23 protein-coding genes are annotated in these 25,797 nt (G+C 38.5%); 17 read left to right on the forward strand and 6 right to left on the reverse strand.

The features are described from left to right. Positions 1-45: 45 nt before the first annotated feature. On the reverse strand, positions 46-1,641 hold the full coding sequence (locus GVN22_RS03480) for an amidohydrolase family protein (protein WP_166549682.1): 1,596 nt from the start codon (positions 1,639-1,641) through the stop codon (positions 46-48). A gap of 159 nt (positions 1,642-1,800) precedes the next feature. On the opposite strand from GVN22_RS03480, the gene GVN22_RS03485 reads away from it, so the two are divergent. From GVN22_RS03485 to rimO, 3 genes are all read left to right on the forward strand, one after another. Further along, positions 1,801-2,727, forward strand: a complete 927-nt coding sequence (locus GVN22_RS03485; RefSeq protein WP_166549683.1) for a hypothetical protein — start codon at positions 1,801-1,803, stop codon at positions 2,725-2,727. A 148-nt stretch (positions 2,728-2,875) separates the two neighbouring features. Further along, a complete protein-coding gene (locus GVN22_RS03490) occupies positions 2,876-3,688 on the forward strand; it encodes a hypothetical protein (RefSeq protein WP_205690774.1) in 813 nt (270 codons plus the stop codon). Between the two features lie 212 nt (positions 3,689-3,900). Then, positions 3,901-5,211: a 30S ribosomal protein S12 methylthiotransferase RimO gene (rimO, locus tag GVN22_RS03495; RefSeq protein WP_166549684.1), complete on the forward strand. Its 1,311-nt coding sequence runs from the start codon at positions 3,901-3,903 to the stop codon at positions 5,209-5,211. A 259-nt stretch (positions 5,212-5,470) separates the two neighbouring features. Here rimO and GVN22_RS03500 read toward each other — a convergent pair whose 3' ends face one another. Further along, on the reverse strand, positions 5,471-6,058 hold the full coding sequence (locus tag GVN22_RS03500; RefSeq protein WP_166549685.1) for a DUF4833 domain-containing protein: 588 nt from the start codon (positions 6,056-6,058) through the stop codon (positions 5,471-5,473). Between the two features lie 238 nt (positions 6,059-6,296). Here GVN22_RS03500 and GVN22_RS03505 point away from each other — a divergent pair, with 238 nt between their 5' ends. The 4 genes from GVN22_RS03505 to infB all read left to right on the forward strand — a co-directional run bounded on the left by GVN22_RS03505 (position 6,297) and on the right by infB (position 12,257). Continuing rightward, positions 6,297-6,737 carry a GNAT family N-acetyltransferase gene (locus GVN22_RS03505; RefSeq protein WP_166549686.1) on the forward strand — a complete coding sequence of 147 codons (441 nt, stop codon included), beginning with the start codon at positions 6,297-6,299 and terminating at the stop codon, positions 6,735-6,737. A gap of 210 nt (positions 6,738-6,947) precedes the next feature. After that, positions 6,948-7,418, forward strand: a complete 471-nt coding sequence (gene rimP / locus GVN22_RS03510; RefSeq protein ID WP_166549687.1) for a ribosome maturation factor RimP — start codon at positions 6,948-6,950, stop codon at positions 7,416-7,418. 103 nt (positions 7,419-7,521) lie between these two features. Then, positions 7,522-8,769, forward strand: coding sequence for a transcription termination factor NusA (gene nusA, locus GVN22_RS03515; protein WP_095160765.1), 1,248 nt, complete (start codon positions 7,522-7,524; stop codon positions 8,767-8,769). 215 nt (positions 8,770-8,984) lie between these two features. Continuing rightward, complete coding sequence (gene infB / locus GVN22_RS03520) at positions 8,985-12,257, forward strand: translation initiation factor IF-2 (protein ID WP_166549688.1); 3,273 nt, start codon at positions 8,985-8,987, stop codon at positions 12,255-12,257. A gap of 172 nt (positions 12,258-12,429) precedes the next feature. Here infB and GVN22_RS03525 read toward each other — a convergent pair whose 3' ends face one another. Continuing rightward, complete coding sequence (locus GVN22_RS03525) at positions 12,430-13,254, reverse strand: OmpA family protein (protein ID WP_166549689.1); 825 nt, start codon at positions 13,252-13,254, stop codon at positions 12,430-12,432. A 123-nt stretch (positions 13,255-13,377) separates the two neighbouring features. On the opposite strand from GVN22_RS03525, the gene GVN22_RS03530 reads away from it, so the two are divergent. The 3 genes from GVN22_RS03530 (at position 13,378) to GVN22_RS03540 (ending at position 16,324) form a co-directional block, all read left to right on the forward strand. Beyond that, positions 13,378-13,827, forward strand: coding sequence for a lipocalin family protein (locus tag GVN22_RS03530; protein WP_166549690.1), 450 nt, complete (start codon positions 13,378-13,380; stop codon positions 13,825-13,827). A 104-nt stretch (positions 13,828-13,931) separates the two neighbouring features. Then, the gene (lhgO, locus tag GVN22_RS03535) at positions 13,932-15,131 is read left to right on the forward strand and encodes an L-2-hydroxyglutarate oxidase (RefSeq protein WP_166549691.1); all 1,200 of its coding nucleotides are present in this window, start codon (positions 13,932-13,934) and stop codon (positions 15,129-15,131) included. 377 nt (positions 15,132-15,508) lie between these two features. Further along, positions 15,509-16,324: a phytanoyl-CoA dioxygenase family protein gene (locus GVN22_RS03540; protein WP_166549692.1), complete on the forward strand. Its 816-nt coding sequence runs from the start codon at positions 15,509-15,511 to the stop codon at positions 16,322-16,324. A 187-nt stretch (positions 16,325-16,511) separates the two neighbouring features. On the opposite strand, the gene ruvX is transcribed toward GVN22_RS03540, so the two are convergent. Continuing rightward, positions 16,512-16,937: a Holliday junction resolvase RuvX gene (gene ruvX / locus GVN22_RS03545; RefSeq protein WP_166549693.1), complete on the reverse strand. Its 426-nt coding sequence runs from the start codon at positions 16,935-16,937 to the stop codon at positions 16,512-16,514. 105 nt (positions 16,938-17,042) lie between these two features. Here ruvX and GVN22_RS03550 point away from each other — a divergent pair, with 105 nt between their 5' ends. After that, the gene (locus tag GVN22_RS03550) at positions 17,043-18,740 is read left to right on the forward strand and encodes a S41 family peptidase (protein WP_205690775.1); all 1,698 of its coding nucleotides are present in this window, start codon (positions 17,043-17,045) and stop codon (positions 18,738-18,740) included. A 34-nt stretch (positions 18,741-18,774) separates the two neighbouring features. Here the strand turns inward: GVN22_RS03550 and GVN22_RS03555 are convergent, their stop codons facing one another. Next, complete coding sequence (locus GVN22_RS03555) at positions 18,775-19,347, reverse strand: Crp/Fnr family transcriptional regulator (protein WP_166549694.1); 573 nt, start codon at positions 19,345-19,347, stop codon at positions 18,775-18,777. Positions 19,348-19,577: 230 nt separating this feature from the next. Between GVN22_RS03555 and GVN22_RS03560 the strand changes: the two genes are divergently transcribed. Continuing rightward, on the forward strand, positions 19,578-19,868 hold the full coding sequence (locus GVN22_RS03560) for a YciI family protein (protein WP_166549695.1): 291 nt from the start codon (positions 19,578-19,580) through the stop codon (positions 19,866-19,868). Positions 19,869-19,920: 52 nt separating this feature from the next. On the opposite strand, the gene GVN22_RS03565 is transcribed toward GVN22_RS03560, so the two are convergent. Further along, on the reverse strand, positions 19,921-20,664 hold the full coding sequence (locus GVN22_RS03565) for a glycosyltransferase family 2 protein (RefSeq protein ID WP_166549696.1): 744 nt from the start codon (positions 20,662-20,664) through the stop codon (positions 19,921-19,923). A 265-nt stretch (positions 20,665-20,929) separates the two neighbouring features. On the opposite strand from GVN22_RS03565, the gene GVN22_RS03570 reads away from it, so the two are divergent. From GVN22_RS03570 to rplB, 5 genes are all read left to right on the forward strand, one after another. Further along, on the forward strand, positions 20,930-22,636 hold the full coding sequence (locus GVN22_RS03570; RefSeq protein WP_166549697.1) for a GMC oxidoreductase: 1,707 nt from the start codon (positions 20,930-20,932) through the stop codon (positions 22,634-22,636). A 582-nt stretch (positions 22,637-23,218) separates the two neighbouring features. Then, entirely contained in the window at positions 23,219-23,836 is a 618-nt protein-coding gene (gene rplC, locus GVN22_RS03575) for a 50S ribosomal protein L3 (protein WP_166549698.1), read from the forward strand. A 107-nt stretch (positions 23,837-23,943) separates the two neighbouring features. Then, positions 23,944-24,573, forward strand: coding sequence for a 50S ribosomal protein L4 (gene rplD / locus GVN22_RS03580; RefSeq protein WP_166549699.1), 630 nt, complete (start codon positions 23,944-23,946; stop codon positions 24,571-24,573). 41 nt (positions 24,574-24,614) lie between these two features. Next, entirely contained in the window at positions 24,615-24,902 is a 288-nt protein-coding gene (rplW, locus tag GVN22_RS03585; protein WP_095160753.1) for a 50S ribosomal protein L23, read from the forward strand. A 72-nt stretch (positions 24,903-24,974) separates the two neighbouring features. Further along, the gene (gene rplB / locus GVN22_RS03590) at positions 24,975-25,796 is read left to right on the forward strand and encodes a 50S ribosomal protein L2 (protein WP_166549700.1); all 822 of its coding nucleotides are present in this window, start codon (positions 24,975-24,977) and stop codon (positions 25,794-25,796) included. The last annotated feature ends 1 nt before the right edge of the window (position 25,797 follow it).

Genomic DNA, 25,797 nt, shown 5'->3' on the forward strand with positions numbered 1-25,797 from the left:
TGAAAGAAAAGTTTAATGGCGCTTATCTATCTGAAAATTAATTGATTATTTCTTTTCTAGCCCTGGCTGGAAAATTTCAAAATTTTCAGTCTTTTTTGCCTCTGCCACTATTTTGCGAACATCTTCCAAAAGCTTTTTTGCATCATAAACCACTCCGTCTTTGATCGTATATTTTACGCCACCTACTCGTTTTACTTCGTTACCTTCTGTCAAACGGATAGCACCTGTGCCATATAACACTTTGAGGTTTTTGAGGGGATTTTCTTCCAAAATTACCAAATCCGCTAGTTTGCCAGTTTCCACGCTACCGATTTTATCTTGCATGCCAATAGCCTCAGCACCTTTGAGAGTTGCCGCACGAATAACTTCAAGTGGATGAAAACCTGCCTCTCTCAACAACTCAAGCTCACGGATATACGCAAAGCCATAAAGTTGGAAAATAAAACCAGAATCCGATCCCGCAGTAACACGTCCCCCACGGTTTTTGTACTCATTGATAAAGTTCATCCACAAACGATAATTTTCTTTCCAAGCTACCTCTTGTTCTGTACCCCAATCTTGCCAATAAGAACCATGTGATATACGAGATGGTTGATAAAAACGCCATAATTGAGGCAGAGTATATTCTTCATGCCATTCGGCACGACGAGCTAACATTAATTCACGGTTGGCTTCATAGATATTGAAAGTTGGGTCAATCGTAAAATCAAGTTTCAATAATTCATCCATAACCTCATTCCAGCGTTTTGAGCCAGGCTTGGCAGCCTGTTTCCAGAGTTTACCAGCTTCTTCAAAACGATTTTGCTCGTTGCCATAGTTGTAGTCCGCTGGATAGTCCTGAATCGTTTGACTATCGAACAATGCTTCTGGCAAACCATACCAGTGCTCCATAGAAGTCAAGCCAGCTCTGGCGGAGTTGAGTACGTTCCAACGAGCCACATCGACTTGTGCATGGTGGCAAGCCGAACGAAGTCCTAATTCTTTATTGCGACGTAGCGCAGCGTCCATAACTTCGGGTCTAGCTCCAAAGAACTTAATACCATCAGCACCTTTTTTAGCATTTTCTTCCACCCAAGCGCGAGCTTGGTCTGCTGTAGTGATGCTTTCCTTCGAACCCATTCCAAAGGCTGTATATGCCAAGATACGAGGAGCAGTGATTTCGTTTTTTTCAGACTTTTGTTTTTGGTCTAATACCCAATCCAAGCCGTTTCCTGCCGATGGGTCGCGAATCGTAGTGATACCATGTGCTAGCCAAAGCTTGAAAACATACTCGGCTGGCGTACCTTGCGAGCGACCACCAATATGTCCGTGCATATCCACAAAGCCTGGGAGAACATACATGCCAGTACAGTCTAGTTCTTTGTCGCCTTTGTCAGCTTTGGGTCTGTCCTTAGGGTCAATGGGCACGCCAGGGTAGCCAACTACCTTGATTTGAGTGATTTTGTTTTTCTCGATAACAATATCACAAGGGCCTTGCATAGGAGAACCCGTTCCATTGATGACGTTAACTCCTCGAATAATCATGCGATTAAACTGACCTTCACCTTCTACGCGAGTAGGTGCTTTCGGAATTTGGGCAATGGCAGTGATGCCTGCGCATAGTGTCAGGAGTAAAAGTTTGATGCGTAAAATTTTGTGCATGTGCTATATAAAGGTTGATGAGTAATGAGAGATGATCGAGCTTTTTGTCATAGGAAAAGGTAAGTGGGAAACAAATGCGCATAACCATCCTTACACAAGTTAGTGAATTTGACTAAAATGTGTAACTTGCTGTGGAACAATTCAACAAACTTCTTAGATATGAATCTACAAATACTCGACAAATGGATTCGGGGAAACTTCCTTTTTCTCTGTATTATCTTGGCTTGCTTATTTGCTGTTGTTAAAAAAGCAACTATTTTTCAAATAGAAAAACCTACTAATACTACCGCTCCATTAGAAGATAATCCTCTTGCCAAAGATCAAGCTTTTCAACAATATTGGAATACAGGATTGTCGGAGCTTAATACCTATGAATTAACACAAACTATGGATACAAGCCAGCAGAAAGGTCAAATACAACTGGTATTTACGATGGTAGATTTTGATACAAAAAAACGTATGCAGACTACTTCATCTGACAAATCTGCGTCTACAACTGTACTCAAACAAAATTTAATACAGAAAATAGCCTCAGGGGTATATGAATATTCTTTGACGAACTCTACTTTTACGCCCACAAATTATGTGGTATTTCCTCATGCCTTAAAGGTAGAATATACTAAACAAAATACACGAGGACATGAATACAGCCAAGTGGATTGGCAGGGGCAAACATTTTTGTATAAAGGGAAAAGTGATTTCCAACCAAAAGCGCAACAAGATACTAGTGTAAAAACGGCATGGCTAGAGGACGAAATCTGGAATAGAGTACGCCTTAGTCCACAAACTTTACCAGATGGCGAAATTGAGATGATTCCCAGTCTTGAGTACCTTCATACTACGAATCAAAAAGTGGAGGCTATTTCATGCAAAGCTACTCTTGAAGAGAAAACCGATTCTTTGAGTAAGCAAGTTTTAAAGAATTATACCATAGAATATCCAGAAAAACATCGTAAAGTTAGTATTCAATTCGAAGCTCAATTTCCCTATAAAATTTTGAATTGGGAGAGTTCTTTCGAACAAAATGGCAAAGTCAATACTATGAAGGCTCGCTTAGTTCAATCTAAGCAAGTAGCCCTAAAATAAGCAGAGGTAAGGCACAATGCTAACTTTACAATTCATAAGACAAAACGTTCGTTTATGTGTTTGCACAATAGATTGGTCAAAATGATGAACCTTCTTGGATTTTGAATTGTAATTTTATCATCCTCATATATAATATTAAACAACAAACATGAAATTTCTCGGATTTAACGTTTCGAGTAAGCTTACAGGTTTTAGCCTCTGTTTAATGGTGGGCATATTACTTTGGGCTTGTTCTGGACAAGACAAAAAACAAGAAAACACATTACCCGAAACCAAGATTTGTTCCATGATATTTATTGACAAATCAGTGAGCGTAAATGTGGATAAAGGTTTTGCGAATGAGAAATACACAAAAATTATCAATGACTTAGTAGAAAAGAATATCAGAGGAAAAGGCGATAAGTTAATTGTGTATTTTATTCATGAAAACACCGCAAAAGCCAAAGTGGCAGAAGTAATCAGTCGTACCGAAATGGACGAAACTGATGGCGCTAATGCCAATGACTCGGAAGCACTCAAAACAGAATTTTCCCTCGATTTGAGTCGCGAAAAAAGCATTTTTAAACAATTAATGGTAAAACAGCTCAATGCTCGTAATGCCTCTAGTAGCAATGAGAATACAGATATTCTTGCCTCTCTAGAACTAATTGACAAGGAAGCTGCCAGAGGGTATGATGTAAAAGTGTATTATCTGTCCGACATGGTCGAAAGCATGAAAGGCGAACATCGTCGTGATTTTCACAAAAACCCTCCTGTCGATGATGCTGCCGCAGTAGGTTGGGCCAGAGAAGATGCCAGTAATTTAAAAGCAAACCTCAATAACCTGACTTCAATACAGGTATTTGTTGCCAAACCTTTTGAACCAACTGCCTCAACTCGTGTAAACAATCCAGCTGTTTCGGCATATTGGGAACGACTCTTTGCCGAATTGGGTGTAAGTACCGAAGTAGAAGAATTGTAAAAAAAGGCTGTGAGAAACGATAAAGGTTTCGCACAGCCTTTTTCGGTAAATTATAGCCTTGATGCTTGACCCAAGTTTGCCAAAATCCTCATTTCTAAGTTTTTTGTTGTAACTTTGCAGACTTAATTAAAATGGAGAAATGTTGAAAACTGATAATTCTCGCAATTACAAATTTTATTAAGCTAGAAAACGACTTTCAAGCAACTAATTGAATGAAAACGAAAACGTTAAAAAAGAATAAAGTAAATATAGTTACATTAGGCTGTAGCAAAAACGTGGTAGATTCTGAAGTAATTTATACCCAGCTCAAAGGCAACGGTATGAATGTAAGTCATGAGTCTAAAAAAGACGATTCAAACATTGTTATCGTAAACACTTGTGGCTTTATCGATAATGCCAAACAAGAATCTATCGATACAATTTTAAGATATGTAGATGCTAAAGAAGCAGGAGTTATCGACAAACTTTATGTAACAGGCTGTTTGTCGCATCGTTACAAAGATGACTTAGAAAAAGAAATCCCAACAGTTGATGCTTTTTTTGGTACAAATGAATTACCTCGTTTGCTCAAAACCCTTAAGGCAGATTACAAACATGAATTGATTGGAGAGCGCTTGTTGACAACTCCAGCACATTATGCCTATCTAAAAATTGCGGAAGGTTGCGATCGCCCTTGTTCGTTTTGTGCAATTCCATTAATGCGTGGAGGTCATATTTCTCGTCCGATTGACGAACTTGTGACAGAAGCGAAATCATTGGTAAAGAGAGGAACAAAAGAGCTTATCCTAATTGCACAAGACCTTACGTATTACGGATTAGATATTTACAAAAAACGTAACCTTTCCGAATTACTTGATCGTCTATCAGACATTGAAGGTATGGATTGGATTCGTTTGCAATATGCTTACCCAGCAGGTTTTCCGATGGATGTATTAGATGTGATGGCAGCCAAACCAAATATCTGTAATTATTTGGATATGCCTTTACAAAGTGGCTCGACAGAGGTATTGAAGAAAATGCGTCGTGGTATCACTCGTGAAAAAACAGAAGACCTTATCAATGCGATTCGCGACAAAGTGCCTAACATTGCTTTGCGTACTACGTTAATTTCTGGTCACCCTGGCGAAACTGAAGAAGATTTTGAAGAAACGTATCAATTTGTTGAAAAAATGCGTTTTGACCGTCTTGGGGTATTTACCTACTCGCACGAAGAAAATACACATTCACATACTTTCGAAGACGATATTCCAGAAGAAGTAAAACAAGAACGTGCCGACGAAATTATGGCATTACAACAAGAAATCTCTTTGGAATTGAATCAAGCAAAAATTGGTAATACTTACAAAGTGTTGTTTGACCGCAAAGAAGGAGGGTATTTCATTGGTAGAACCGAATTTGACTCACCAGAAGTTGACAACGAAGTATTAATTCCAGCTAGTCAGTATGTTCGCTTAGGTGATTTTGCTGATGTAAAAATCACTTCAGCTGAAGAGTTTGATTTGTATGGAGAGTTAGCTAAATAAATAAACATGAGTCATCCCTAATTTAGTGATTGAGCGGATGAGTGATTATGTTACACTTTATATTCTAGTAGTAGAGACGCAATGATTGCGTCTTAAGCCAAGTTATATCTAGTATAGTAGCATCAAAAAAGCGGTCGAAAACTATTTTTCGACCGCTTTTTGATGAAAATTTGGAGAATAACCCTAATTTTAAAATTCGGGATGACTCATGTTTGTTTGTTATTCCTCAATGTCGTAAGCCAGTAGGCTAAAGCATATCTTATGGCTTGAACTTCTCATATACATCTTTCCCGGTAGTAGCGTCCTTGCCCCAAAGCTCGATATAGTTAACTGATGGCATCAAACCGCTCTCATCTACACTCACAAATACTTTTTTTAAGACTTGCATTTTTCCGTTAATAGGAAATAATGCAATTGGCTCGCCATGGCTATCTAATTTTACAATAAATCTTCTTTTACGATATGCCAAAAAGTGACCTTCATAAGCATTGGCTTCACCTTCCAGAGCGCTAGTATGTAAGCCATACGCCAACGTTCTTTGAATATTTGACAACTCCTGCTTTTTACCACCTTCTGTATATCTAATCCAATAAGTATGGACAGGGTTTTTGTGGTCTAATTTATTGTTAGGCAATACATTAGCGTCATAGAGGATAGTGTTGATATTGGAGCTACGCTGAATATAAAAAAGGCGATTTGGCCCATCGGCTGGAATAGGAAACTGTTCGACTGATGCGGGAGTATTATGCTTATTCTTTTGCGCAAAGCTTTCTGAGTGATTAACGAATAATGACAGAGATACTACAAAGGTGAATATGGCTGTCTGAGTGACTTTTAAGAGTTGCATTATTTTTGAAATAGTCCTGTTATAAATTTAAGTCTGCAAAGGTAATCAACGCCATTGAGTTAATCCGTAACAGAACGTTAGTATTTTGTAAAAAAATGAAGACGAAACAAGAACGAAGAGGATGTGCAAAATGACATATTGGCTTCTGATTATTAGGTCGCAGTAGTTATTTTTTGCAAAAAATAATTACTTTAGAAAATCGGATTACTTATTTGCTCAATCTCTAATCATTCAATTCATGTTAATTCGTCAAGCGTCCACAAGCGATTTGCCCTCAATTCTTCAATTATACGCAGACGTGCTAGACAAGGGGAAGGTATTATCTGTACCAGAAGCAGAAGCGTTGTTCCTGAAAATGTCCAACTATCCCAATTACAAAGTGTACGTGGCAGAGCTAGATAATCAAGTTGTAGGTACTTTTGCGTTACTCATTATGGATAATCTGGCACATCAAGGTACGCCATCAGGAATAGTCGAAGATGTAGCAGTACAAGCAAGTTTGCAAGGAAAAGGAATTGGCAAGCAAATGATGCAATATGCCATGCAAGTTTGTGGCGAAGCTGGTTGTTACAAACTAGTTCTTTCAAGCAACCAAAAGAGGGTAGAAGCGCACGCTTTTTATGAATCCTTAGGCTTTGATAAACACGGCTTTAGTTTTCTTGTTCCTACGCTTATCTAAAGAGGAAAAAATAATATCTTTTTGTTTTTTTATAAAAAAAGTACTAATTTTGTACCAGAAAAATTAGGAAGAGGGGTCGGAAATCCCTCTTTTTTATTTTGTATTACACATTCAGACCAGAAAGTCATAGAGGAGGGTGAAGTGGTGGTTTTCTAGAGTTTTTCATCTTCATGCTTTCTTTTTTCTTTCCTGTAGGCTTCAAAAACAAGTATGTTAAAAGATAAAATTGCAGAAATGCTTGAACCACTTCTCGAAAACGGATTGTTTTTCGTGGTGGATTTACAAGTCAATGTCCTAAAAACACGTATCAATATCACGATTTTAGTGGATTCTGATGAGGGCATCAAAATTGAGGAATGTGCCAAGATTAGCCGAAAATTAGCTAATGGCATCGAAGCACAAGAACTCATTCCAACAGCTTATAACCTTGAAGTGTCTTCTCCAGGTATCGACCAGCCTTTAGTATTGACCCGCCAGTACATCAAAAATATTGATCGTACTCTCAAAGTTCAATTTAAAGATGGAGCTGAGAAAGTAGGCGTGTTGCAAGAAGTAAAAGAAGATGGAATCATTCTGTTAGAAGAACCTAAAAAGAAATTGAAAAAAGGTGAAGTAATCGAACCAGAATTTATTCCATTTTTGAATATAGAAAAAGCAAAGGTACAAATATCGTTTAAATAGTGGCTGCGTTACTTGGCGTAGAACTTGTTGAGCGAATTAGTCATAATTCAAAACTCCAGAGTCTTTTCTGTCAAGTTATTCAATCATTAAAAATTATGAACCAATGAATAGTGCAGAGTTAATAGCGTCGTTTGCGGATTTTGCCAAAGAGAAAAGCGTTGACCGCCCGACGATGATTAAGGTGTTGGAAGAGGTGTTTCGTACAATGATTCGTAAAAAATACGGAACAGACGCCAACTTCGATGTAATCATCAACCCGGAAAGCGGGGACTTAGAAATGTGGCGTACCCGCGAGATTGTCGATGACAACTCAGAAGATATTTGGGACTATGACAAAATTCCATTGGAAGAAGCTCGTAAAATTCAGCCTGACTTCGAAATTGGCGAAGAAGTGGCTGAATTGGTAAAGCTAGAAGACTTTGGTCGCCGTATTGTTCAAACGGCTCGTCAAACCCTAATCCAAAAGGTTAAGGACCTTGAAAAAGAAAGTCTTTACGACAAGTATAAAGACTTGGTAGGTGAGATGGTTTCTGGCGATGTTTACCAAATTGTTGGTAAAGAATTAATCATTTCTGATGCAGAAAAGAATGAATTGATTTTGCCTAAAGCAGAAATGATTTCTAAAGATCGCTACAAAAAAGGTGAGCCAGTACGTGCGGTTATCCACCGTGTAGAAATGAATAATGGTACGCCAAAAATCATTTTGTCTCGTACTTCTCCTGTATTTTTGGAAAGATTATTCGAACAAGAAATCCCTGAAATCTATGATGGTCAAATCATGATTCGCAGAATTGTACGTGAGCCAGGCGAGCGTGCTAAAGTAGCTGTTGAATCGTATGATGATCGCATCGATCCAGTAGGAGCTTGCGTGGGTATGAAAGGTTCTCGTATTCATGGAATTGTTCGTGAATTACAAAATGAAAATATCGATGTTATCAACTATACCGAAAACCTTGAGTTGTTGGTAGCGCGTGCTCTTAGCCCAGCTAAAGTAAGCTCGATGAACATTGATAAAGAGCGTAAACGTATTGCGGTGTATTTACAGCCAGACCAAGTGTCTTTGGCAATTGGTAAAGGTGGACAAAACATTAAGCTTGCTGGTAAATTAGTAGGCTACGAACTAGACGTGTACCGTGACATCAAACAAGAAGAAGTTGATGATGAGGATGTGGATTTGACAGAATTCTCAGACGAAATCGAAGACTGGATCTTGGAAGAGCTTCACCGTATTGGTCTAGATACAGCCAAGCAAGTACTTAAATTGAGTAGCGAAGAACTTGTTCGTCGTACTGAATTGGAAGAAGAGACAGTGAACGAAGTACTGTCTATTTTACGTTCTGAGTTTGAATAAGATTGATTGAGTGAATGATAGAATGATAGAATAGTTGTTCGAAAATTTCGAGCTTAGGCTTGAGCATATCATTTACTCAATTCAAAACTATTCTATCATTCAGTCCGGTCAACAGGTTTTCTCAAATAGGCTTCTATTTGATGAAAATGCAGACAAAACAGAAACATTCATAACATTAATCAATTAGTATTATAGAAAAGGAGATAAGCAAAAGTATGGCAGAAGATAAAATGATGCGTTTGAGCCTTGTGGCAAAGCAGATTAACGTGGGTATCTCAACCATTGTTCAGTATCTCTCTGCCAAAGGTCATAAGGTTGATAACAACCCCAACACCAAGTTGAATTTTGAGCAGCTAAAATTATTGGCGAAAGAATATCGCAATGATAGCTTACTCGAAGGTATGCAACCAGCAGCACCAGTTGTACCAAAAGCAGTAGAGGAAGCACCAGCACCAAGTCCTAAAAAACAGGATGATGGTATGCCTCTGTACTTCCGTGAAGGAGCAAGTGATGCAGGAAAAGCAGAAGATAAACCCAAAGAGGTAGTAACTTCTACAGAGCCAGAGAAAATCTCGGCTCGTGCAGAGGTAACTTTCAAAGTATTAGGAAAAATTGAATTAGACGGAAAAGGAAATCCTGTGCCACCAAAGCCAGTAACACCACCTGTTGAACCCAAGCCAGAGCCTAAAGTTGAAAGTGTCATTGTTGAAACGCCTGTAGTCGAAACCAAAGCGCCTGAAGCACCACAAGCAACAGCGACTCCTACAGAAACGCCAGCTCCAGTAGCACCAACTCCGATTACTGCTGAACCTAAAGCTGAGTTACCAGTAACAGTAGCGCCGACACAGAATGAGAATACTCCTAAAGAGGAGGTAGTTGTTGAAAGTAAAAAAGTAATTGCAGAAGAAAAACCAACAGTTAAAGCTGAACCTGCTCCAGTGGTAGAAGAGAAAAAACAGCCAGAGCCACAGCCACAACCTGTAGCTAAAACAGAAACGCCTACTGCTGCTGAAGTAAAGGCACAACCTCATGCTCAAGGGCATCAAGGCAATCGCCCGCAACAACATAATCAGCAAGCGAATCAACAGCGCAACAACCAACAGAATCATCAAGGCCAAAAGCCTAACAATAATCAGTCAAATCAAAACAAACTGCAAAATCCTGTGCAACAGCCACAACAGCCTAAGCCACAGCCAAAGCGTTATGATGAGGTTCCTACAGATAGAAATATCGAGCTTATCGAAGCTAAAGGAGAAACCTTAAAAGGCTTAACTGTATTAGGTAAAATTGAATTACCAGTAGAACAGCCTCGTTCTTCTAATAACAAAAACAAGAAGAAACGTAAACGTATTAAGCCTGCTGAAAAGGTTACTGAAGCAGAAATCCGTAACGAAAAAGGTGCACCTCGTCCTAAGAAAGACGAACCTAACAAACCTGGAGATGGTAACAAAAAACCTCAAGGACCAAATTCTGGAGGTGGAAATAACAACCATAACCACAATAACAATAATAATAACAACAACAGTAACAATAATAACAACAAGAAGAAGCCTAAAAAGGACGAAAAAGAGGAAGTTTCTGACAAACAAATTCAGGAACAAATCAAAGCGACAATGGCTCGTCTTCAAGGACAAACCTCAAAAGCAAACTTTGGTGCAAAAGAACGCCGTGAAAAACGTAAAGTTCGTGCCGAGCGTGAAGAAAAACGCCAAATGCGTGAAGAGGAAGAAGCAAAAATCCTTAAAGTTACTGAATTTATTTCTGCTAGCGAGTTAGCGTCATTAATGGATGTTTCTGTAAACGAAGTAATCTCTACTTGTATGAGTTTAGGTATGTTCGTTTCAATCAACCAGCGCCTTGAAGCAGATATTATTGCGATTATTGCTGAAGAGTTTGATTTTGAAGTACAATTTGTATCAGCAGAAGAAGAAGTTGAAGCTGCTCTTCAAGAAGAAGCAGATGCTCCTGAAACTTTAGAAATGCGTGCTCCAATCGTAACGATTATGGGTCACGTTGACCACGGTAAAACTTCCTTGCTTGACTACATTCGTCGTGCTAAAGTTGCCGCTGGTGAAGCAGGTGGTATTACTCAGCACATTGGTGCTTACTCTGTAAAACAAGAAGATGGTCGTCGTATTACATTCTTAGATACTCCTGGTCACGAAGCCTTTACAGCGATGCGTGCTCGTGGTGCTAAAGTAACCGACGTTGCTATTATTGTGATTGCTGCCGATGATGCTGTAATGCCTCAAACGGAAGAAGCTATCAACCACGCAATGGTAGCAGGTGTACCAATTGTATTTGCATTCTCTAAAGTGGATAAGCCTGGTGCCAATACTGATAGAGTTCGTGAGCAATTAGCTGCCCGTAATATCTTGGTGGAAGAATGGGGTGGTAAATACCAATCTCAAGAAATCTCTTCTAAATCAGGTATGGGTGTCAACGAATTACTTGAAAAAGTATTATTAGAAGCAGAATTACTAGAATTGAAAGCCAATCCAAACAAACGTGCCGTTGGTACGGTTGTCGAAGCTTCGTTGGACAAAGGTCGTGGTTATGTAGCCAATATCTTGGTTCAAGCAGGTACGCTTCGTGTTGGTGATATGATGTTGGCTGGTGCACACTACGGTCGTGTAAAAGCAATGTTTGACTATCGTGGTAAGAAATTGAAAGAAGCTGGTCCAGCTACTCCAGTACAAGTACTAGGCTTGAGTGGTGCCCCAGCTGCTGGTGATAAGTTGAACGTAATGGAAAATGAGCGTGATGCACGTGAAATTGCAAACAAACGTGAGCAAATTATCCGCGAACAATCATTGCGTACTCGTAAGCACATTACACTCGAAGAAATCGGTCGTCGTAAAGCAATCGGTACATTTAAAGAACTTAACGTTATTGTTAAAGGTGACGTGGACGGTTCAGTAGAAGCGTTATCAGATTCATTATTGAAGCTTTCGACAGAAGAAGTACAAGTACGTATTATCCACAAAGGTGTTGGTCAAGTATCCGAGTCAGACGTATTGTTGGCTTCTGCTGCCGATGCCGTTATCGTGGCATTCCAAGTACGTCCAAGTACAAACGCTCGTCGCTTAGCTGAAACTGAACAAATCGAAATCCGTACTTACTCAGTAATCTACCAAGCAATCGATGAAATTCGTGATGCAATGGAAGGTTTATTGGCTCCTACGTTCGAAGAATCAGTTACTGCTAATATCGAGGTTCGTGATGTATTCAAAATCTCTAAAGTTGGTACTGTGGCAGGATGTTACGTATTGGACGGTAACGTTAAACGTAATAACAAAATCCGCGTAGTACGTGACTTCGTTGTAGTTCATGAAGGTGAAATCTCTGCTTTGAAACGTTTCAAAGATGATGTAGCTGAAGTGAAATTTGGATACGAATGTGGTCTTTCTATCAAAAACTTCAACGATATTCAAGAAGGTGATATCATTGAATGTTACGAAATGAAAGAAGTAAAACGTACACTCTAATATTGAAGAGCTAAAAGTATTAAGCATTAAATATGCTTAAGCCGTAGTTTTATATAGTATAAAGCACCGTAGGTGTGACAATAACCCCACAATGTTGGGTAAGGTCGCACTTACGGTGCTTTCTTTTGAAGCGAATCAACATCCTCTGCAATCCTGCTACTAAAGAATGCTCCTACTTGATATCAATAGGAACACCATTAACGGCATATCCAGTAATTTTAATCTCTGTGCGACGATTCGCTGCGTGTTCTACTTCACTACAAGTTATCCCATCAGCACATTTGTTGATTAATTGGCTTTCACCATACCCTTTTGCAGAAATACGAGTCTTCGCTATTTTTCCATGATTTACAATATATTCGACAGCAGCTTCGGCTCTTTTTTGTGAAAGACTTAAATTATAATCAGCACCAGCTCGACTGTCGGTGTGTGAGCCAAGTTCCACACTTATCCCAGCATTATCAGTTAATAATTGGATCAACTTATCTAATTCTTTTGCAGCATCAGGTCTGATATTTGCCTTGTTAAAGTCGTAAAGAATGTTTTCGACTTTGAATATATCGTTCAATTTGATACGCTTCATTCCGATCGCTCCTTCGATGAGGTCTGTTCCACCACCCATTCTCGACATATTTTCAATTTCAATACCTGCAATACAAAATACTTTTTGAGGGTCTTGTAAATAACAAGCTGCGTTGAAATTAGCTCTTTTGGTTAAATACCTAGTTCGCTGTCCAACAATATCATAATCAAAACCTCTTTCGAGCGTAAAGGTGGCATATCCATCGAGCACGACTGTCGAATCTACTAATTTGTTTTTGGTTAAGTTAATCAATTTAAGATATGCACCAGTGAGTTCCTCTTGGGTTTCTTTGTCATATACCCTTATTTTAACTTGATATTTTTTGGCAGGTTCTTTCATTCCTTGCGAAAAAATGAACGTTGAAATAAGGCAGAACAAACCCATAAGGGAGATTTTGAGGAGTGTGTTTTTCATGATTTAAAATAATGTTTAATAGAAGTTGGGCAATTTTAATGAAAAATATATTTCAAAATGCTTATTTTACGTTTTCTATTTGCAAACTAGTTTAACTATTTCAATCTTTTGAGAGAACATAGGATGAAAAAGCTATATTTATCACTATCAATATTCTTAGGAATGCTATCGGCGCAGAGTTGTGACGAAGCAATCAGTCCCAATGCCGAAATGATAGCTTCGCTTCAGTTAATAAACGCAAGAAAGAAGCTATTAGTAGATAAAACTTGGAAGTTTTATTTGTACGTGACCAAAAATCCCGATGGCTCTACTTTTACAAATTATTCTGTAAAAGATGGTATAGGGCTTTCTTCCGACTATGCAAAGTTTACTTATACCTTTAAGTCTGATGGTACCTTCGTGTTGTCGTCTGCTAATACCTCTCTTCAAGGAAAATGGGAGCTTAGTTCGGATGGAAATGCCATTAGTACTCAAATTGGCGTTGGCTCACCGATTACGTATGCTATAGAGACTCTAACGAGTGATGAGTTAGAAATCGAATCCAGTTCAAGTAAATTGAAGCTGAAAATTTAAGATATATCGCTCGAATGCGTATGATATAAGCCCGTAAGAATAAAAACCTTACGGGTCTTTTTGTATCTTTGTGGTCTGTTAAAAAAAATCATAAGATATTGACAATGCAACAAGATATTATAGTAATTGGTGGCGGAATCGTTGGTTTGGCAACGGCACTCAAAATAAAAGAACAACGACCTGATTTGAAAGTGTTGGTATTAGAAAAAGAGACCGAAGTAGCCAAACATCAAACAGGTAACAACTCGGGTGTAATTCACTCAGGTTTGTATTATAAACCAGGGTCACTAAAGGCTACTAATTGTATTCGTGGCTATAATATGCTGATTGATTTTTGTGAAAAAGAAGAAATACCATTCGAGATTACAGGCAAGGTGGTAGTAGCAACGAATGAGGAGCAACGACCATTATTGAATAACCTTTATGTGCGTGGTCAGCAAAACGGCTTGGAAGGGCTACGTAAGATTTCGGCACAAGAAGTAAAAGAATACGAACCTTATGTAACGAGTGTAGAAGGTATGTGGGTACCTCAAACGGGTATTGTAGACTATAAGGTGGTAAGTGAAAAATATGCAGAAAAACTTCGTAGTTATGGCGCAGAGTTGAATTTTGGAGAAAAGGTAATCGGAATAACAAAAGGACATTCTTTGTCTATCGTTAAAACCGAACGAAATACTTACGAGACCAAATTGGTGATAAATTGTGGTGGTTTGTATTCTGACAAAGTAGCTCAAATGTCACAAGAAAATCCCATCAACGTTCGTATTATTCCATTCCGTGGTGAGTATTACAAGATTCGTCCTGAAAAACACTATTTGGTAAAAAACCTCATCTATCCAGTACCAGATCCTAATTTCCCTTTCTTGGGCGTTCACTTTACTCGTATGATGCGTGGTGGTATCGAGGCTGGTCCAAATGCTGTATTAGCATTCCGTCGTGAAGGATATAAGAAAATGGATATTAATGCGAAAGAACTTTATGAAACGCTTACTTGGCCAGGCTTCCAGAAGGTAGCAATGAAATATTGGGAGACAGGTTTGGGCGAAATGTACCGTAGTTTCTCAAAAGCAGCCTTTACCAAAGCACTCCAAGAGCTTATTCCAGATATTCAAGAAAGTGATTTGATTGAAGGTGGTGCAGGAGTTAGAGCACAAGCTTGTGATCGCGAAGGAGGTCTACTTGATGATTTCTCGATTATCGAAGATACAAAAGTGATCAATATCTTAAATGCTCCATCGCCAGCTGCAACCTCGTCCTTATCGATTGGGCAAACTGTATCTGAAATGGCATTGAAACGTTTTTAAGAATAAGTCTATCAATTTGGAATAGTAATGCCTAAAAAATTACTTAAATCCAATAATCCAGTATAGTTACCATTCTTAATACCTTTGATATTTTTATTTGATAATATAACTTATATTTGTTTTACTAATCCACCAAGTACAGAGATAGTTACTAGCGAATTAGATATTTCTCTAAATTAATGTAATTTTTTCTGGCTATAATAATAAAAATATTACAAAACGTTTAAAGTTTCATTACATTCTTTTAATTTGCAATGTTTTAGCAAATACATTTACGCTAAAATAACCACTTAAAAAATTGCGTTTGTAGTTCTGCCCAACCGCACACGCTAACCATGAGATCAAAACGTTAAACTTTATTTTGTACAATTTTAGAAATGGTAAAGTTTGAGAATAAAACCTTCACCCTCGGTGAGAAGTTAACCGATGAACAAAAGGAGTATTTCCGCAAATATGGAATTATTCAGTTCAAAAACTTCATAAATCAAGATACAATAAAACTTTTCATCAGCGAGTTGCAAAAAATCGAAAAGCAATGGCTTGATGAAGGTGTTGAAAAAATCAATGGTATTCCGCTGAAGTTCGGGAAGAATGAAAATGGGGACAAGATGATTCAGCGTATGTGCTTTACTAACAAGTACAGTAAAGTATTGGGCGAATTAGTTAAAGATCCTCGTTTGCAATTGCTGATCGAATTGTTAGCACCTTACGATGGACGTATCAGTGAGAATGAAAAAGATGGTCTTGTATTTAACCATTATATCAACGCTCAAAACTCGAAGTTCTCTCAGATGGGATGGCATACAGACAGCCCTCGTGATTTGTTCTTGGGACAGAAAATCCTTCCTATGCTCAACGTAGGGATTCACTTGGATGACTGCCCAATGTCAAATGGAGGATTGAGAGTGTTGCCTGGTACGCAAAACCAAAGTGTGTTGAAGTTGTTGTTTGGTAAAAAACAATTTATCGATCATACACCAGATGCTCGTGAAGTAGGTTTTGATATCAATGCTGGAGACTTAACTGTACACGATGGTCGTTTATGGCATCGCGTAGAAGTATCTCCAAACTTTGGTGAGGCTTCTCGTCGTCGTGTAATGTATGTGCCAATTATTACAGGTAAATACATGCCAAAAGATTCTAATAGTAAAACTCCTTTCTACCACAGATTTGCAAAAGTGGTTCAGAAATAAGTAAGCAGGAGTTATTCCTAATGTTCAAATTAGGATTATTCTCCAAGCATCAAAAAAGCGGTCGAAAAACAATTTTCGACCGCTTTTTTGATTAATGATACATCTTCAGACGCAAAGCATTGCGTTGCGACTGGTGAAATGTGTGGTACAATAATTACTCATTCACTTAATCTCAATTCACTAAATTTTATAGACCACCAAACGACATTTTCTCCATAAAGGATTGCAAAATAATGGTGGCAGATACCTTATCTATATTTCCTTTCTGACTTCTGTCTTTTTTAGAAGCGCCTCCAAGTATCATAGACTGTAAAGCCATTCGTGACGTAAAACGCTCATCGTGTAAATGAATTGGCTTTTCAGGAAAAGCCTTTTGTAGATGTTTCACAAAAGTCTTTACATGTACCGTATTGTTGGTGTCTGAGCCGTCCAAATGCACTGGCATTCCTACCACAAAGCATTCAACTTCCTCTTTCTTTGAATAATCTATCAAATATTGAATGACATCTTTTGAATGCACTGTATCCAAAGCCGATGCAATAATTTTGAGCGGGTCAGTCACAGCTAGCCCGACACGCTTGGTTCCATAATCTACTGCAAGTACACGTCCCATTGATTTTAAGTTAGTTTTAACAAAGTTACGTCAAAATGATTGGTCAGGTAGTAGTTTTTTGTAACTTTATATAGATTTGAAAGTATGAAGATTAATTAAATTAGCATGATGAAGGATAAGCAGCCAGTTAATAGTTCACTTGTCGTCAAACTTCCCATTATTGTGGCTATTTCGGTCGTAGGAGGAATGCTTATTGGAGCTAACTTTTTTGGAGGACAATCCAAAATGAGTAATATTTCTCGTGGAGTAAACAAATTCAGAGAAATCCTTTCACTTGTCGAAACGAGTTATGTTGACTCTGTCAATACCGATACATTGGTAGATTTTTCTATCAAAAAAATGCTCGAAAAACTAGATCCACACACAGCCTATTTTGGAACAGAAGAGGCTGCTATGGCTCGTACGCAATTAGAGTCTGGATTTGATGGTATTGGTATCGAGTACAATCTTTTCAATGATACGGTGTATGTAATGAGTGCCATGCCGGGTGGCCCTGCTGAGCTAGTGGGTATTCGCAGTGGTGATATGCTCGTGGCAGCCGACGGAGCGTCTTTAGTGGGTCCCAAGGTCAACTCAAATGTTATTTTCAATAAACTTCGAGGAAAAAGAGGTACGGAAGTAAAAGTAGAAATTTTGCGTCATGGAGAGTCATCTCCACATACTTATACGGTTACACGTGATAGAATTCCTACTTTTTCGGTAAGTGCAGGATACATGGTCGATAATCAAACGGCATATATTAAGATAGATAGATTCATGGAGTCTACTTATCAAGAGTTTCGCAATATTTTGACCATACTTAAAAACCAAGGTGCCAAGCGTCTTATGTTAGATTTGCGTGGAAATCCTGGTGGATATAAAGATAGAGCTGAAAAAATAGTTGATGAACTACTGGGTGGTGACAAAATGATTGTGTACACCGATGGTAAAGGAACACAGTATGATTCCAAAACCATGACGAAGTTTGATGGTATCTTTGAGAAAGGTGCTGTCATGGTACTCATTGATGAAAATAGTGCTTCGGCATCGGAAATCGTGGCTGGGGCTTTACAAGACAACGACCGTGCCTTGATTGTTGGGCGTCGTTCCTTTGGTAAAGGATTAGTCCAAATGCCAGTGAGTTTATCAGATGGCTCTGAACTACGATTAACGATTTCTAGATATTACACTCCAAGCGGACGAAGCATTCAGAAACCGTATTTATTAGGACATGAAGAGGAATACGATAAAGATTATGACGACCGTATTAAACGAGGAGAGTTATTTAATTCGGATAGTATCAAATTTAACGAGAAGCTAAAATATCGTACCACAGGTGGTAGAATTGTATATGGAGGTGGCGGTATTACGCCAGATGTATTCGTAGGTCGTGATACAACCTATTACACAAAATATATTTCAGACCTATGGGGTAAAAATATCATTCGTGAAATAGCCCTAGACTATGCCAATAGCCATCAAAATGAACTTAGCAAACAGTCATTTAAAGATTTTAACAAACAATTTGTGGTTTCTGAGGAGATGTTAGCTACTCTTAAGGATTTGGCAAAGCAAACAAAGGTAAAACATAATGAAAAGGAATATCAACGTTCACTTCCTTATATAAAAGCTCAAATAAAGGCCTATATCGCTAGGAATGTTTGGTCAAAGAAAACAATCAATAACGGCTTGAATAATGAATATTATCAAGTAATGAGCACTACTGACGAAACTTTTCAGAAAGCATTAAGAAGCTTCGAAAAAGCCGAAAAGTTAGCAAGAGGTGAGTTGGTTGAAACACTTTCTCATTCTCTGAAAAGATAAAAAAAGCTCGGTTATAATTAACCGAGCTTTTTCTTTACCCCCTTATATTTCTTCGTAATCGACTCAATGATTGAGGTGTAATGCCTAAAAAATTAGAAAGATATACTTGTGGCACTCGATTGATTAGCTCAGGTTGGAATTTGAGAATCTTTTCGTAACGCTCTTGTGCTGTTTCTGATATAAACGAACGCAATCTAATTTCTTGCTCGAGGGCCACCTGCTCGTAAGTCAGTCTTCCAAATTTATCCCAGTTATGATATTGGCTACATAACTTTTCAAGAGTTTCTTTCGAGATAACACAAATATCAGTATCCTCTATAGCCTGAATGTAATCATTGCTCGGCTGATTGAGTACATAGCAAGTCATACTGGTTACAAACTGGTTTTCTAAGGCTAATTGAAAAGTGGTTTCTTGGTTATTTTGCACAAAAAAAGTTCTCATTAAGCCCTTGTTGATAAAACCAATAGCGGTATTATATTCACCAGACTTGATGAGATATTCTCCTTTTTTAATAAACTTTTCTTCAAAGAGGCTATGAGCGGCTGCGATTTCTTCATCAGTAAAATCTACAAAGCGTCTCACAAATGCAATCATATTGGGTTTCATAAAGTAAAATCTTGTTAGAAGAGATTAACTTTGAATAAGTATCAATGCTTATTGATAGGTTATTAGCGTAATCGTCAATTTAAGTTTCGATTTTTAAATATAAGTATTTGGAAGAAGTATTTAAGACATTGTAGAATATTATCTGCCAGAGAAAGGAATAAATCTTTTTAAAGGAAGTATTCTACTAAGTAAAAGAATAATTAACCATTGATAAACAACTCATTTGTAAAATGCAACAGTATGTAATTTATGCCTATGATGGCACCGACGAACAAGCCCTTGAACGTAGAATGGCCGCCCGTCCACATCATCTAGTTGTGGTAAAGCAACTCAAAGCTAATGGTAATTTTATTGTTGGAGGGGCTATTCTCAACGAAGCAGGCAATATGATTGGCTCGACGATGTTAGTACAATTCGAAACAGAAGAGGCTTTGTATAATTGGTATAACAACGACCCTTACATAACAATGAAGGTTTGGGAAAAAGTAGAAATCAAGCCCTTTAAAATCGCGGATGTATAATCAAAGATGTTTGGCAATCACATATTCTGGCTGATTGCCAAACATTTTAAAATTAAGTAAATAACTGACTAATCTTCGAAAGAGGTTTCATCCAAAGAGTATACCATTTTGGTTGCAATTGATTGAGCTCCCAAGCACGACGGTCTTCCATATTGGCACGGTAGCGGTGTTTCCACGATGCAGTGCTAGTACCACCATTTCTCATCGTCATCAATACCTTAGGAAGGTAACCCGCAGATAGCTTATGTTTGTACATCATGCGAAGCATAAGCTCATAATCTCCAGAGCAAGTGAAGTCCGTGATATAGTTACCGTATTTCACAAAAGCCTCTCTTTTGATATAGCATGAAAGATGTGGTGGCATCCAACCTTTCAGCCAATTTTCAATCTTATATTCTCCCGAACTCCAATACCTAACAATTTTTTCTTCGTTATCAGGATTAATGTATTGTAAATCTCCGTAAATAACATCTTTTCCCGTTTGGATAAAGGCCTCTGCTACATGACCCAATATGCTGGAATTAGGTAAAAAATCATCTGAACCAATTGTGCCAACAACATCGCCAGTAGCCAGCTTTAGTCCTTTGTTTAGCGCATCATAGATTCCTTTATCTTTTTCTGAAATGTACTTAATGCGGTCGCCATACGATTTTAATATATCCACTGTCCCATCTTTTGATGCCCCATCCACAACGATATATTCAACATTGGGATAGTCTTGTGCCAAAACGCTATCAATGGTTTGTTTGATAGTTGCTTCACTATTAAAAGAGACAGTAATAATGGTTATTTTCATAAATCAAGGTATTAATATTTTACAAAGATAAAGAAGACCATTGGTTTATGAAGGATAACTATTCTTTGAAGCTCTAAATATTTACGATATGAAATAAATACATTTAATCTTCTATCAAATCAGCTATGGATAATAGAAAAACATATTTGATTTTATTGATAAAAAATAAAACAAATGCCAGTCAACTCTGGATTGAGTTGTAGAAAAAAAGGAGTAACTTGAGATTTTTGAAACGAGTTATTCAAGTCCCAATTTTCAAAGACTTATGTATATTTTACCAAATAAAGAAAAGAATACTTACGATGCCATTGTGGTGGGCTCGGGCGTAAGTGGCGGATGGTCAGCCAAAGAACTTACCGAAAGAGGACTAAAAGTTTTGGTGCTCGAACGTGGTCGTATGATTGAACACGTAAAAGACTATCATACAGCATTGATGAACCCTTGGGAGTTTCCACATGGGGGACAAGTGCCGCTTGAGGAAATGAAGAATTATCCTATTCATCAACGTACAGGATTTACGATTACCGAATCAACCAAACATCATTTTGCCAAGGACATAGATTTTCCTTATGTCGAAGAAAAACGCTTTGATTGGATTCGAAGTTGGCAGGTTGGAGGAAAGTCTATTACTTGGGGGAGAGTTTCTCTGCGCTTGAGCGATATGGACTTGGAGGCTAATGCCAAAGAAGGCATAGGAGTGGATTGGCCTATTCGTTACAAAGACCTTGCTCCTTGGTATGCCCATGCCGAAAAGTTTGCAGGTATTGCAGGCAATCGTGATGGTATTCCTCATTTGCCTGATGGTGTTTACCAGCCACCCATTCCCATGACTTGTGTTGAAGAGCATTTCGGGAAAGAGCTCAAAACAAAATTTCCTAATCGTCATGTGATTCACTCACGTACAGCAAACCTTACTCAGCCAACACCTGAACAATTGGCATTGGGGCGTGCTAAGTGCCAACTTCGAGATATGTGTATGCGAGGATGTCCGTTTGGTGCCTATTTTAGTTCGCAGTCTGCCACTTTTCCTGCAGCACGCAAAACGGGTAATCTTACTATTCGTCCACACTCAATTGTCAACTCAATTATATACGATGAGAAAAAAGGGAAAGCAACTGGTGTAAGAGTTATTGATGAAAATACCCATGAATGGACGGAGTTTTATGCAAAGGTGATTTTTCTGAATGCTTCAGCCTTAGGTTCAACCTATATTTTGATGAATTCAACTTCCAATCGCTTCCCGAATGGATTAGGTAATGATAGTGGTGCGCTGGGACATTATTTGATGGATCATCATTTTGGGATTGGTGCACGAGGAAAGCATGATGGTTATAATGATAAGTATTACCTAGGGCGACGTCCCAATGCGATTTACATTCCTCGTTATCGGAATATTGGAAGCGATAAACGTGATTATTTGCGTGGATTTGGTTACGAGGGAGGTAGCTCAAAAGATAGAGGAGAGTCGCAAGAAGAGTTTGGCGCTGATTTTAAAACACAAATTACACAGCCACTCGGAGAGTGGAATTTAGATATTATGGGATTTGCAGAAACATTGCCAGATTATAAAAATCATGTCAGATTGAGCAAAGACCAAAAAGATAAGTGGGGACAGCCACAAATGGTTATGTCAGCAGCATTTGGCGAGAACGAACGTAAAATGCGAATCGATATGAAAAATGATGCGGCCGAAATGCTCGAAGCTTCAGGTTTTAAACATATAGAAACGTATGATTATGAACCAGGCTTTGGTTTGAGTATTCATGAGATGGGTACTGCACGGATGGGGCGCGACCCCAAAACATCAGTATTGAACTCACATAATCAAGTTTGGGGATGTTCAAACGTCTTTGTAACCGATGGCGCTTGCATGACGTCATCATCTAATGTGAATCCATCGCTTACGTATATGGCATTATCGGCGAGAGCAGCAGACTTTGCAGTAAAAGAATTGAAAAAAGGCAATTTATAGTCGATTTATACAACGGAGATAAGTAGGTCAAAAGGAGGAATATGCATAGGCATTTCCTCCTTTTTTTTATGGGTAAGAAAAAACTAAAAAAAATATTTTTTTTTTAGTGTAACTCATTGTATTTCAAAAACTATTCTCTAATTTTGCAGTCCAATTAGGGCGCCACGATTCGCTGTGTCTTACAAAGGGTTGGCAGAACTCAGTAAGAAATTAGAGAATACGAATCAAACGGCAAACTTCTTTGGAAAGTACAACCACGCAGCCCGCAAAGAACTACAGTGGTTGATTAGTGTCAGAACTGATACTGGCTTGCTTTACTGAATGCCCAGTTTGCAAAGTTGAGTATTAAGCTACACAGGACTCGTCTCACGAGCATAGCCTCGTCCGCACTTTTCTTGTCGCTTTTTTTCTCAATTTTCTGTCACTCAAATAGTTTTGAGATTTTTTTGTGTACTTTTTTGTTAGTGCCAAATAAAATCCCGACCTTTGCAGTCCGTTTTGCGTCGAGCCAATAGCTCAAAAACGTAACTCGTTGTAAATAAGTTTTTTATTTTATTTTTTAACGTTTTATTCAATAATAAAATGTCTGGAATTATCGGAAAAAAAATCGGTATGACTAGCCTCTACAACGCGGATGGCACTGCTGTTCCTTGTACGCTAATCGAAGCCGGCCCTTGTGTTGTAACGCAAGTAAAAACAGTAGAAAAAGAAGGCTATAGCGCTATTCAATTAGGCTACGGCGAGAAGAAAGAGAAGCACACTTCTAGACCATTATTAGGTCACTTCAAAAAAGCTGGAACTACTCCAAAGAAGAAATTGGTTGAGTTCAAGTCTTTCGAACAATCACTTGAATTAGGTGCAGTTATCACAACTGAGCTTTTTGTAGAAGGCGATTTCGTTGACGCAATCGGTACTTCAAAAGGTAAAGGTTTCCAAGGTGTTGTTAAGCGCCACGGATTTGGTGGTGTAGGTGGTCAAACACACGGTCAACACAACCGCGGACGTCACCCAGGTTCAATTGGTGCATGTTCATTCCCATCTCGCGTATTCAAAGGTCTTCGCATGGCAGGTCGTACAGGTGGTAACCGCGTAAAAGTTCAAAACTTACAAGTATTGAAAGTTTATGCTGAGAAAAACCTTATCGTAGTGTCAGGTTCAGTACCAGGAGCGAAAAACTCTTATGTTATTCTTGAAAAATAATCAATTTGAAGATTTGAAAGGATGCTAGCCTTTCACACAATTGTAGGTTCGGCCATCAAGAATAAAGATTTTCAAATTTTCAAATTCACAAATTTTCAAATTGAAAAATGGAATTATCAGTATTAAATATACAAGGCAAAGATTCAGGTAAGAAAGTAGTACTTTCTGATGAAATCTTTGGTATCGAGCCAAACGAGCACGTTGTTTGGTTAGATGTAAAGCAATTCTTGGCTAACCAGCGTCAAGGAACGCACAAAGCAAAAGAAAGAGCTGAAGTTGCTCGTTCAACTCGTAAGTTGAAGCGTCAAAAAGGTACAGGTGGTGCTCGTGCAGGTTCAATGAAGTCACCATTGTTCAAAGGTGGTGGTCGTATTTTCGGTCCAGTTCCACGTGACTACTCTTTCAAATTGAATAAAAAGGTTAAAACTTTGGCTCGTCAGTCTGCATTTGCTGCAAAAGCACAAGCAGGTGAGGTTTCTGTATTAGAGAACTTCTCTTTGGAAACTCCAAAAACTAAAGGCTTCTTGGCTATCTTGAATGCATTGGCATTGACAGATACTAAGACTTTGGTGATTTTGCCAGAAGATAACCAAAACATCTACTTGTCGGGTCGTAACTTGCCAAAAACTAAAGTTATTTCAGCAGCGCAAGTAAACACGTATGACTTAGTAAATGCAACTCGTCTTGTTATCTTAGAAGATGCTGTTGCAAAAATCGAATCATCTTTCAGCAAATAGTTATCAGTATTTAAGCTGGTGACAATTAACGTCATAAAGAAATGAGCATCATCAAAAGACCAATTCTTACTGAAAAAACTCAGGAGTTGCAGAAAGGCGGTCAGTACGTTTTCGAAGTAGCAGTAAAATCAAACAAGATTGAAATTGCGAAAGAAATCAAGAAAATGTACGGAGTTGACGTAGAATCTGTAAATACACTTCGTCAATTTGGTAAGAAAAAATCAAGAAGTACAAAATCTAAAATCACAACTGGTTATACTTCTACTTTCAAGAAAGCAGTTATTACAGTAGCTAAAGGCGAAGTAATCGATTTCTACGAAGGTATCTAAGACCAGTGAGAAAGCGAAAGCTTTCAAACAATTTATGGGTGTTCACCCCGATAATTTGAACAAACTAGAGAAATGGCAGTTAGAAAATTAAAACCAACGTCTCCGGGTCAACGTCAACGTATCGCTCCAACTTTCGAAGAAATCACAGCTTCGAAACCGTATAAACCGTTGTTGGCTCCAATTAAGAAAACAGGTGGTCGTAACGCCTTTGGTCACCGCGCAATGCGCTATATTGGTGGTGGTCACAAGCGTCGTTATCGTTTGATTGACTTCTATCGTGATAAATTTGACGTAGAAGCAACAGTATTAACAATTGAATACGATCCAAACCGTACAGCTCGTATCGCATTGATCGAGTACACAGATGGTGAAAAATCATACATCATTGCTCCTTCAGGTTTGAAAGTTGGTCAGACAGTAATGTCTGGTACAGTAGTAGCTCCTGAAGTTGGTAACACAATGCCATTGTCAAGCATTCCAGTAGGTACAATTGTACACGCTATCGAGCTTCGTCCTCGCGGTGGTGCTGAATTAGCTCGTTCTGCAGGTACTTATGCTCAATTGTTGGCTCGTGATAGCAAATATGCTACATTGAAGTTGCCTTCAGGCGAAATGCGTATGGTGTTAGTTAACTGTTTGGCTACAATTGGTTCAGTATCTAATGCTGACCACATGAACACAAACTTGGGTAAAGCTGGTCGTCACCGTTGGTTAGGCCGCCGTCCAAGAGTTCGTGGTGTAGTAATGAACCCAGTTGATCACCCAATGGGTGGTGGTGAGGGTCGCTCTTCAGGAGGTCACCCACGTTCACGTAACGGCTTGTTAGCGAAAGGTAAGAAAACTCGCGACAAGAAAAAGCATTCAAATCGTCTAATCATCAGTAGAAAGAAATAAT

Origin of the sequence: Cellulophaga sp. BC115SP, assembly GCF_009905545.1 — a bacterium.
Taxonomy (GTDB): Bacteria; Bacteroidota; Bacteroidia; order Cytophagales; family Spirosomataceae; genus Flectobacillus; species Flectobacillus rivi.

Bases quoted from the DNA above. Each gene is read 5' to 3' on its own strand.
- rplD (WP_166549699.1), top strand. From the start codon at position 23,944: ATGGAATTATCAGTATTAAATATACAAGGCAAAGATTCAGGTAAGAAA.
- GVN22_RS03530 (WP_166549690.1), top strand. From the start codon at position 13,378: ATGAAAAAGCTATATTTATCACTATCAATATTCTTAGGAATGCTATCG.
- rplB (WP_166549700.1), top strand. From the start codon at position 24,975: ATGGCAGTTAGAAAATTAAAACCAACGTCTCCGGGTCAACGTCAACGT.
- rplC (WP_166549698.1), top strand. From the start codon at position 23,219: ATGTCTGGAATTATCGGAAAAAAAATCGGTATGACTAGCCTCTACAAC.
- GVN22_RS03500 (WP_166549685.1), bottom strand. From the start codon at position 6,058: ATGCAACTCTTAAAAGTCACTCAGACAGCCATATTCACCTTTGTAGTA.
- GVN22_RS03570 (WP_166549697.1), top strand. From the start codon at position 20,930: ATGTATATTTTACCAAATAAAGAAAAGAATACTTACGATGCCATTGTG.
- infB (WP_166549688.1), top strand. From the start codon at position 8,985: ATGGCAGAAGATAAAATGATGCGTTTGAGCCTTGTGGCAAAGCAGATT.
- GVN22_RS03540 (WP_166549692.1), top strand. From the start codon at position 15,509: ATGGTAAAGTTTGAGAATAAAACCTTCACCCTCGGTGAGAAGTTAACC.
- GVN22_RS03560 (WP_166549695.1), top strand. From the start codon at position 19,578: ATGCAACAGTATGTAATTTATGCCTATGATGGCACCGACGAACAAGCC.
- rimP (WP_166549687.1), top strand. From the start codon at position 6,948: ATGTTAAAAGATAAAATTGCAGAAATGCTTGAACCACTTCTCGAAAAC.
- GVN22_RS03480 (WP_166549682.1), bottom strand. From the start codon at position 1,641: ATGCACAAAATTTTACGCATCAAACTTTTACTCCTGACACTATGCGCA.
- rplW (WP_095160753.1), top strand. From the start codon at position 24,615: ATGAGCATCATCAAAAGACCAATTCTTACTGAAAAAACTCAGGAGTTG.
- GVN22_RS03550 (WP_205690775.1), top strand. From the start codon at position 17,043: ATGATGAAGGATAAGCAGCCAGTTAATAGTTCACTTGTCGTCAAACTT.
- ruvX (WP_166549693.1), bottom strand. From the start codon at position 16,937: ATGGGACGTGTACTTGCAGTAGATTATGGAACCAAGCGTGTCGGGCTA.
- rimO (WP_166549684.1), top strand. From the start codon at position 3,901: ATGAAAACGAAAACGTTAAAAAAGAATAAAGTAAATATAGTTACATTA.
- GVN22_RS03555 (WP_166549694.1), bottom strand. From the start codon at position 19,347: ATGAAACCCAATATGATTGCATTTGTGAGACGCTTTGTAGATTTTACT.
- GVN22_RS03525 (WP_166549689.1), bottom strand. From the start codon at position 13,254: ATGAAAAACACACTCCTCAAAATCTCCCTTATGGGTTTGTTCTGCCTT.
- nusA (WP_095160765.1), top strand. From the start codon at position 7,522: ATGAATAGTGCAGAGTTAATAGCGTCGTTTGCGGATTTTGCCAAAGAG.
- lhgO (WP_166549691.1), top strand. From the start codon at position 13,932: ATGCAACAAGATATTATAGTAATTGGTGGCGGAATCGTTGGTTTGGCA.
- GVN22_RS03490 (WP_205690774.1), top strand. From the start codon at position 2,876: ATGAAATTTCTCGGATTTAACGTTTCGAGTAAGCTTACAGGTTTTAGC.
- GVN22_RS03565 (WP_166549696.1), bottom strand. From the start codon at position 20,664: ATGAAAATAACCATTATTACTGTCTCTTTTAATAGTGAAGCAACTATC.
- GVN22_RS03505 (WP_166549686.1), top strand. From the start codon at position 6,297: ATGTTAATTCGTCAAGCGTCCACAAGCGATTTGCCCTCAATTCTTCAA.
- GVN22_RS03485 (WP_166549683.1), top strand. From the start codon at position 1,801: ATGAATCTACAAATACTCGACAAATGGATTCGGGGAAACTTCCTTTTT.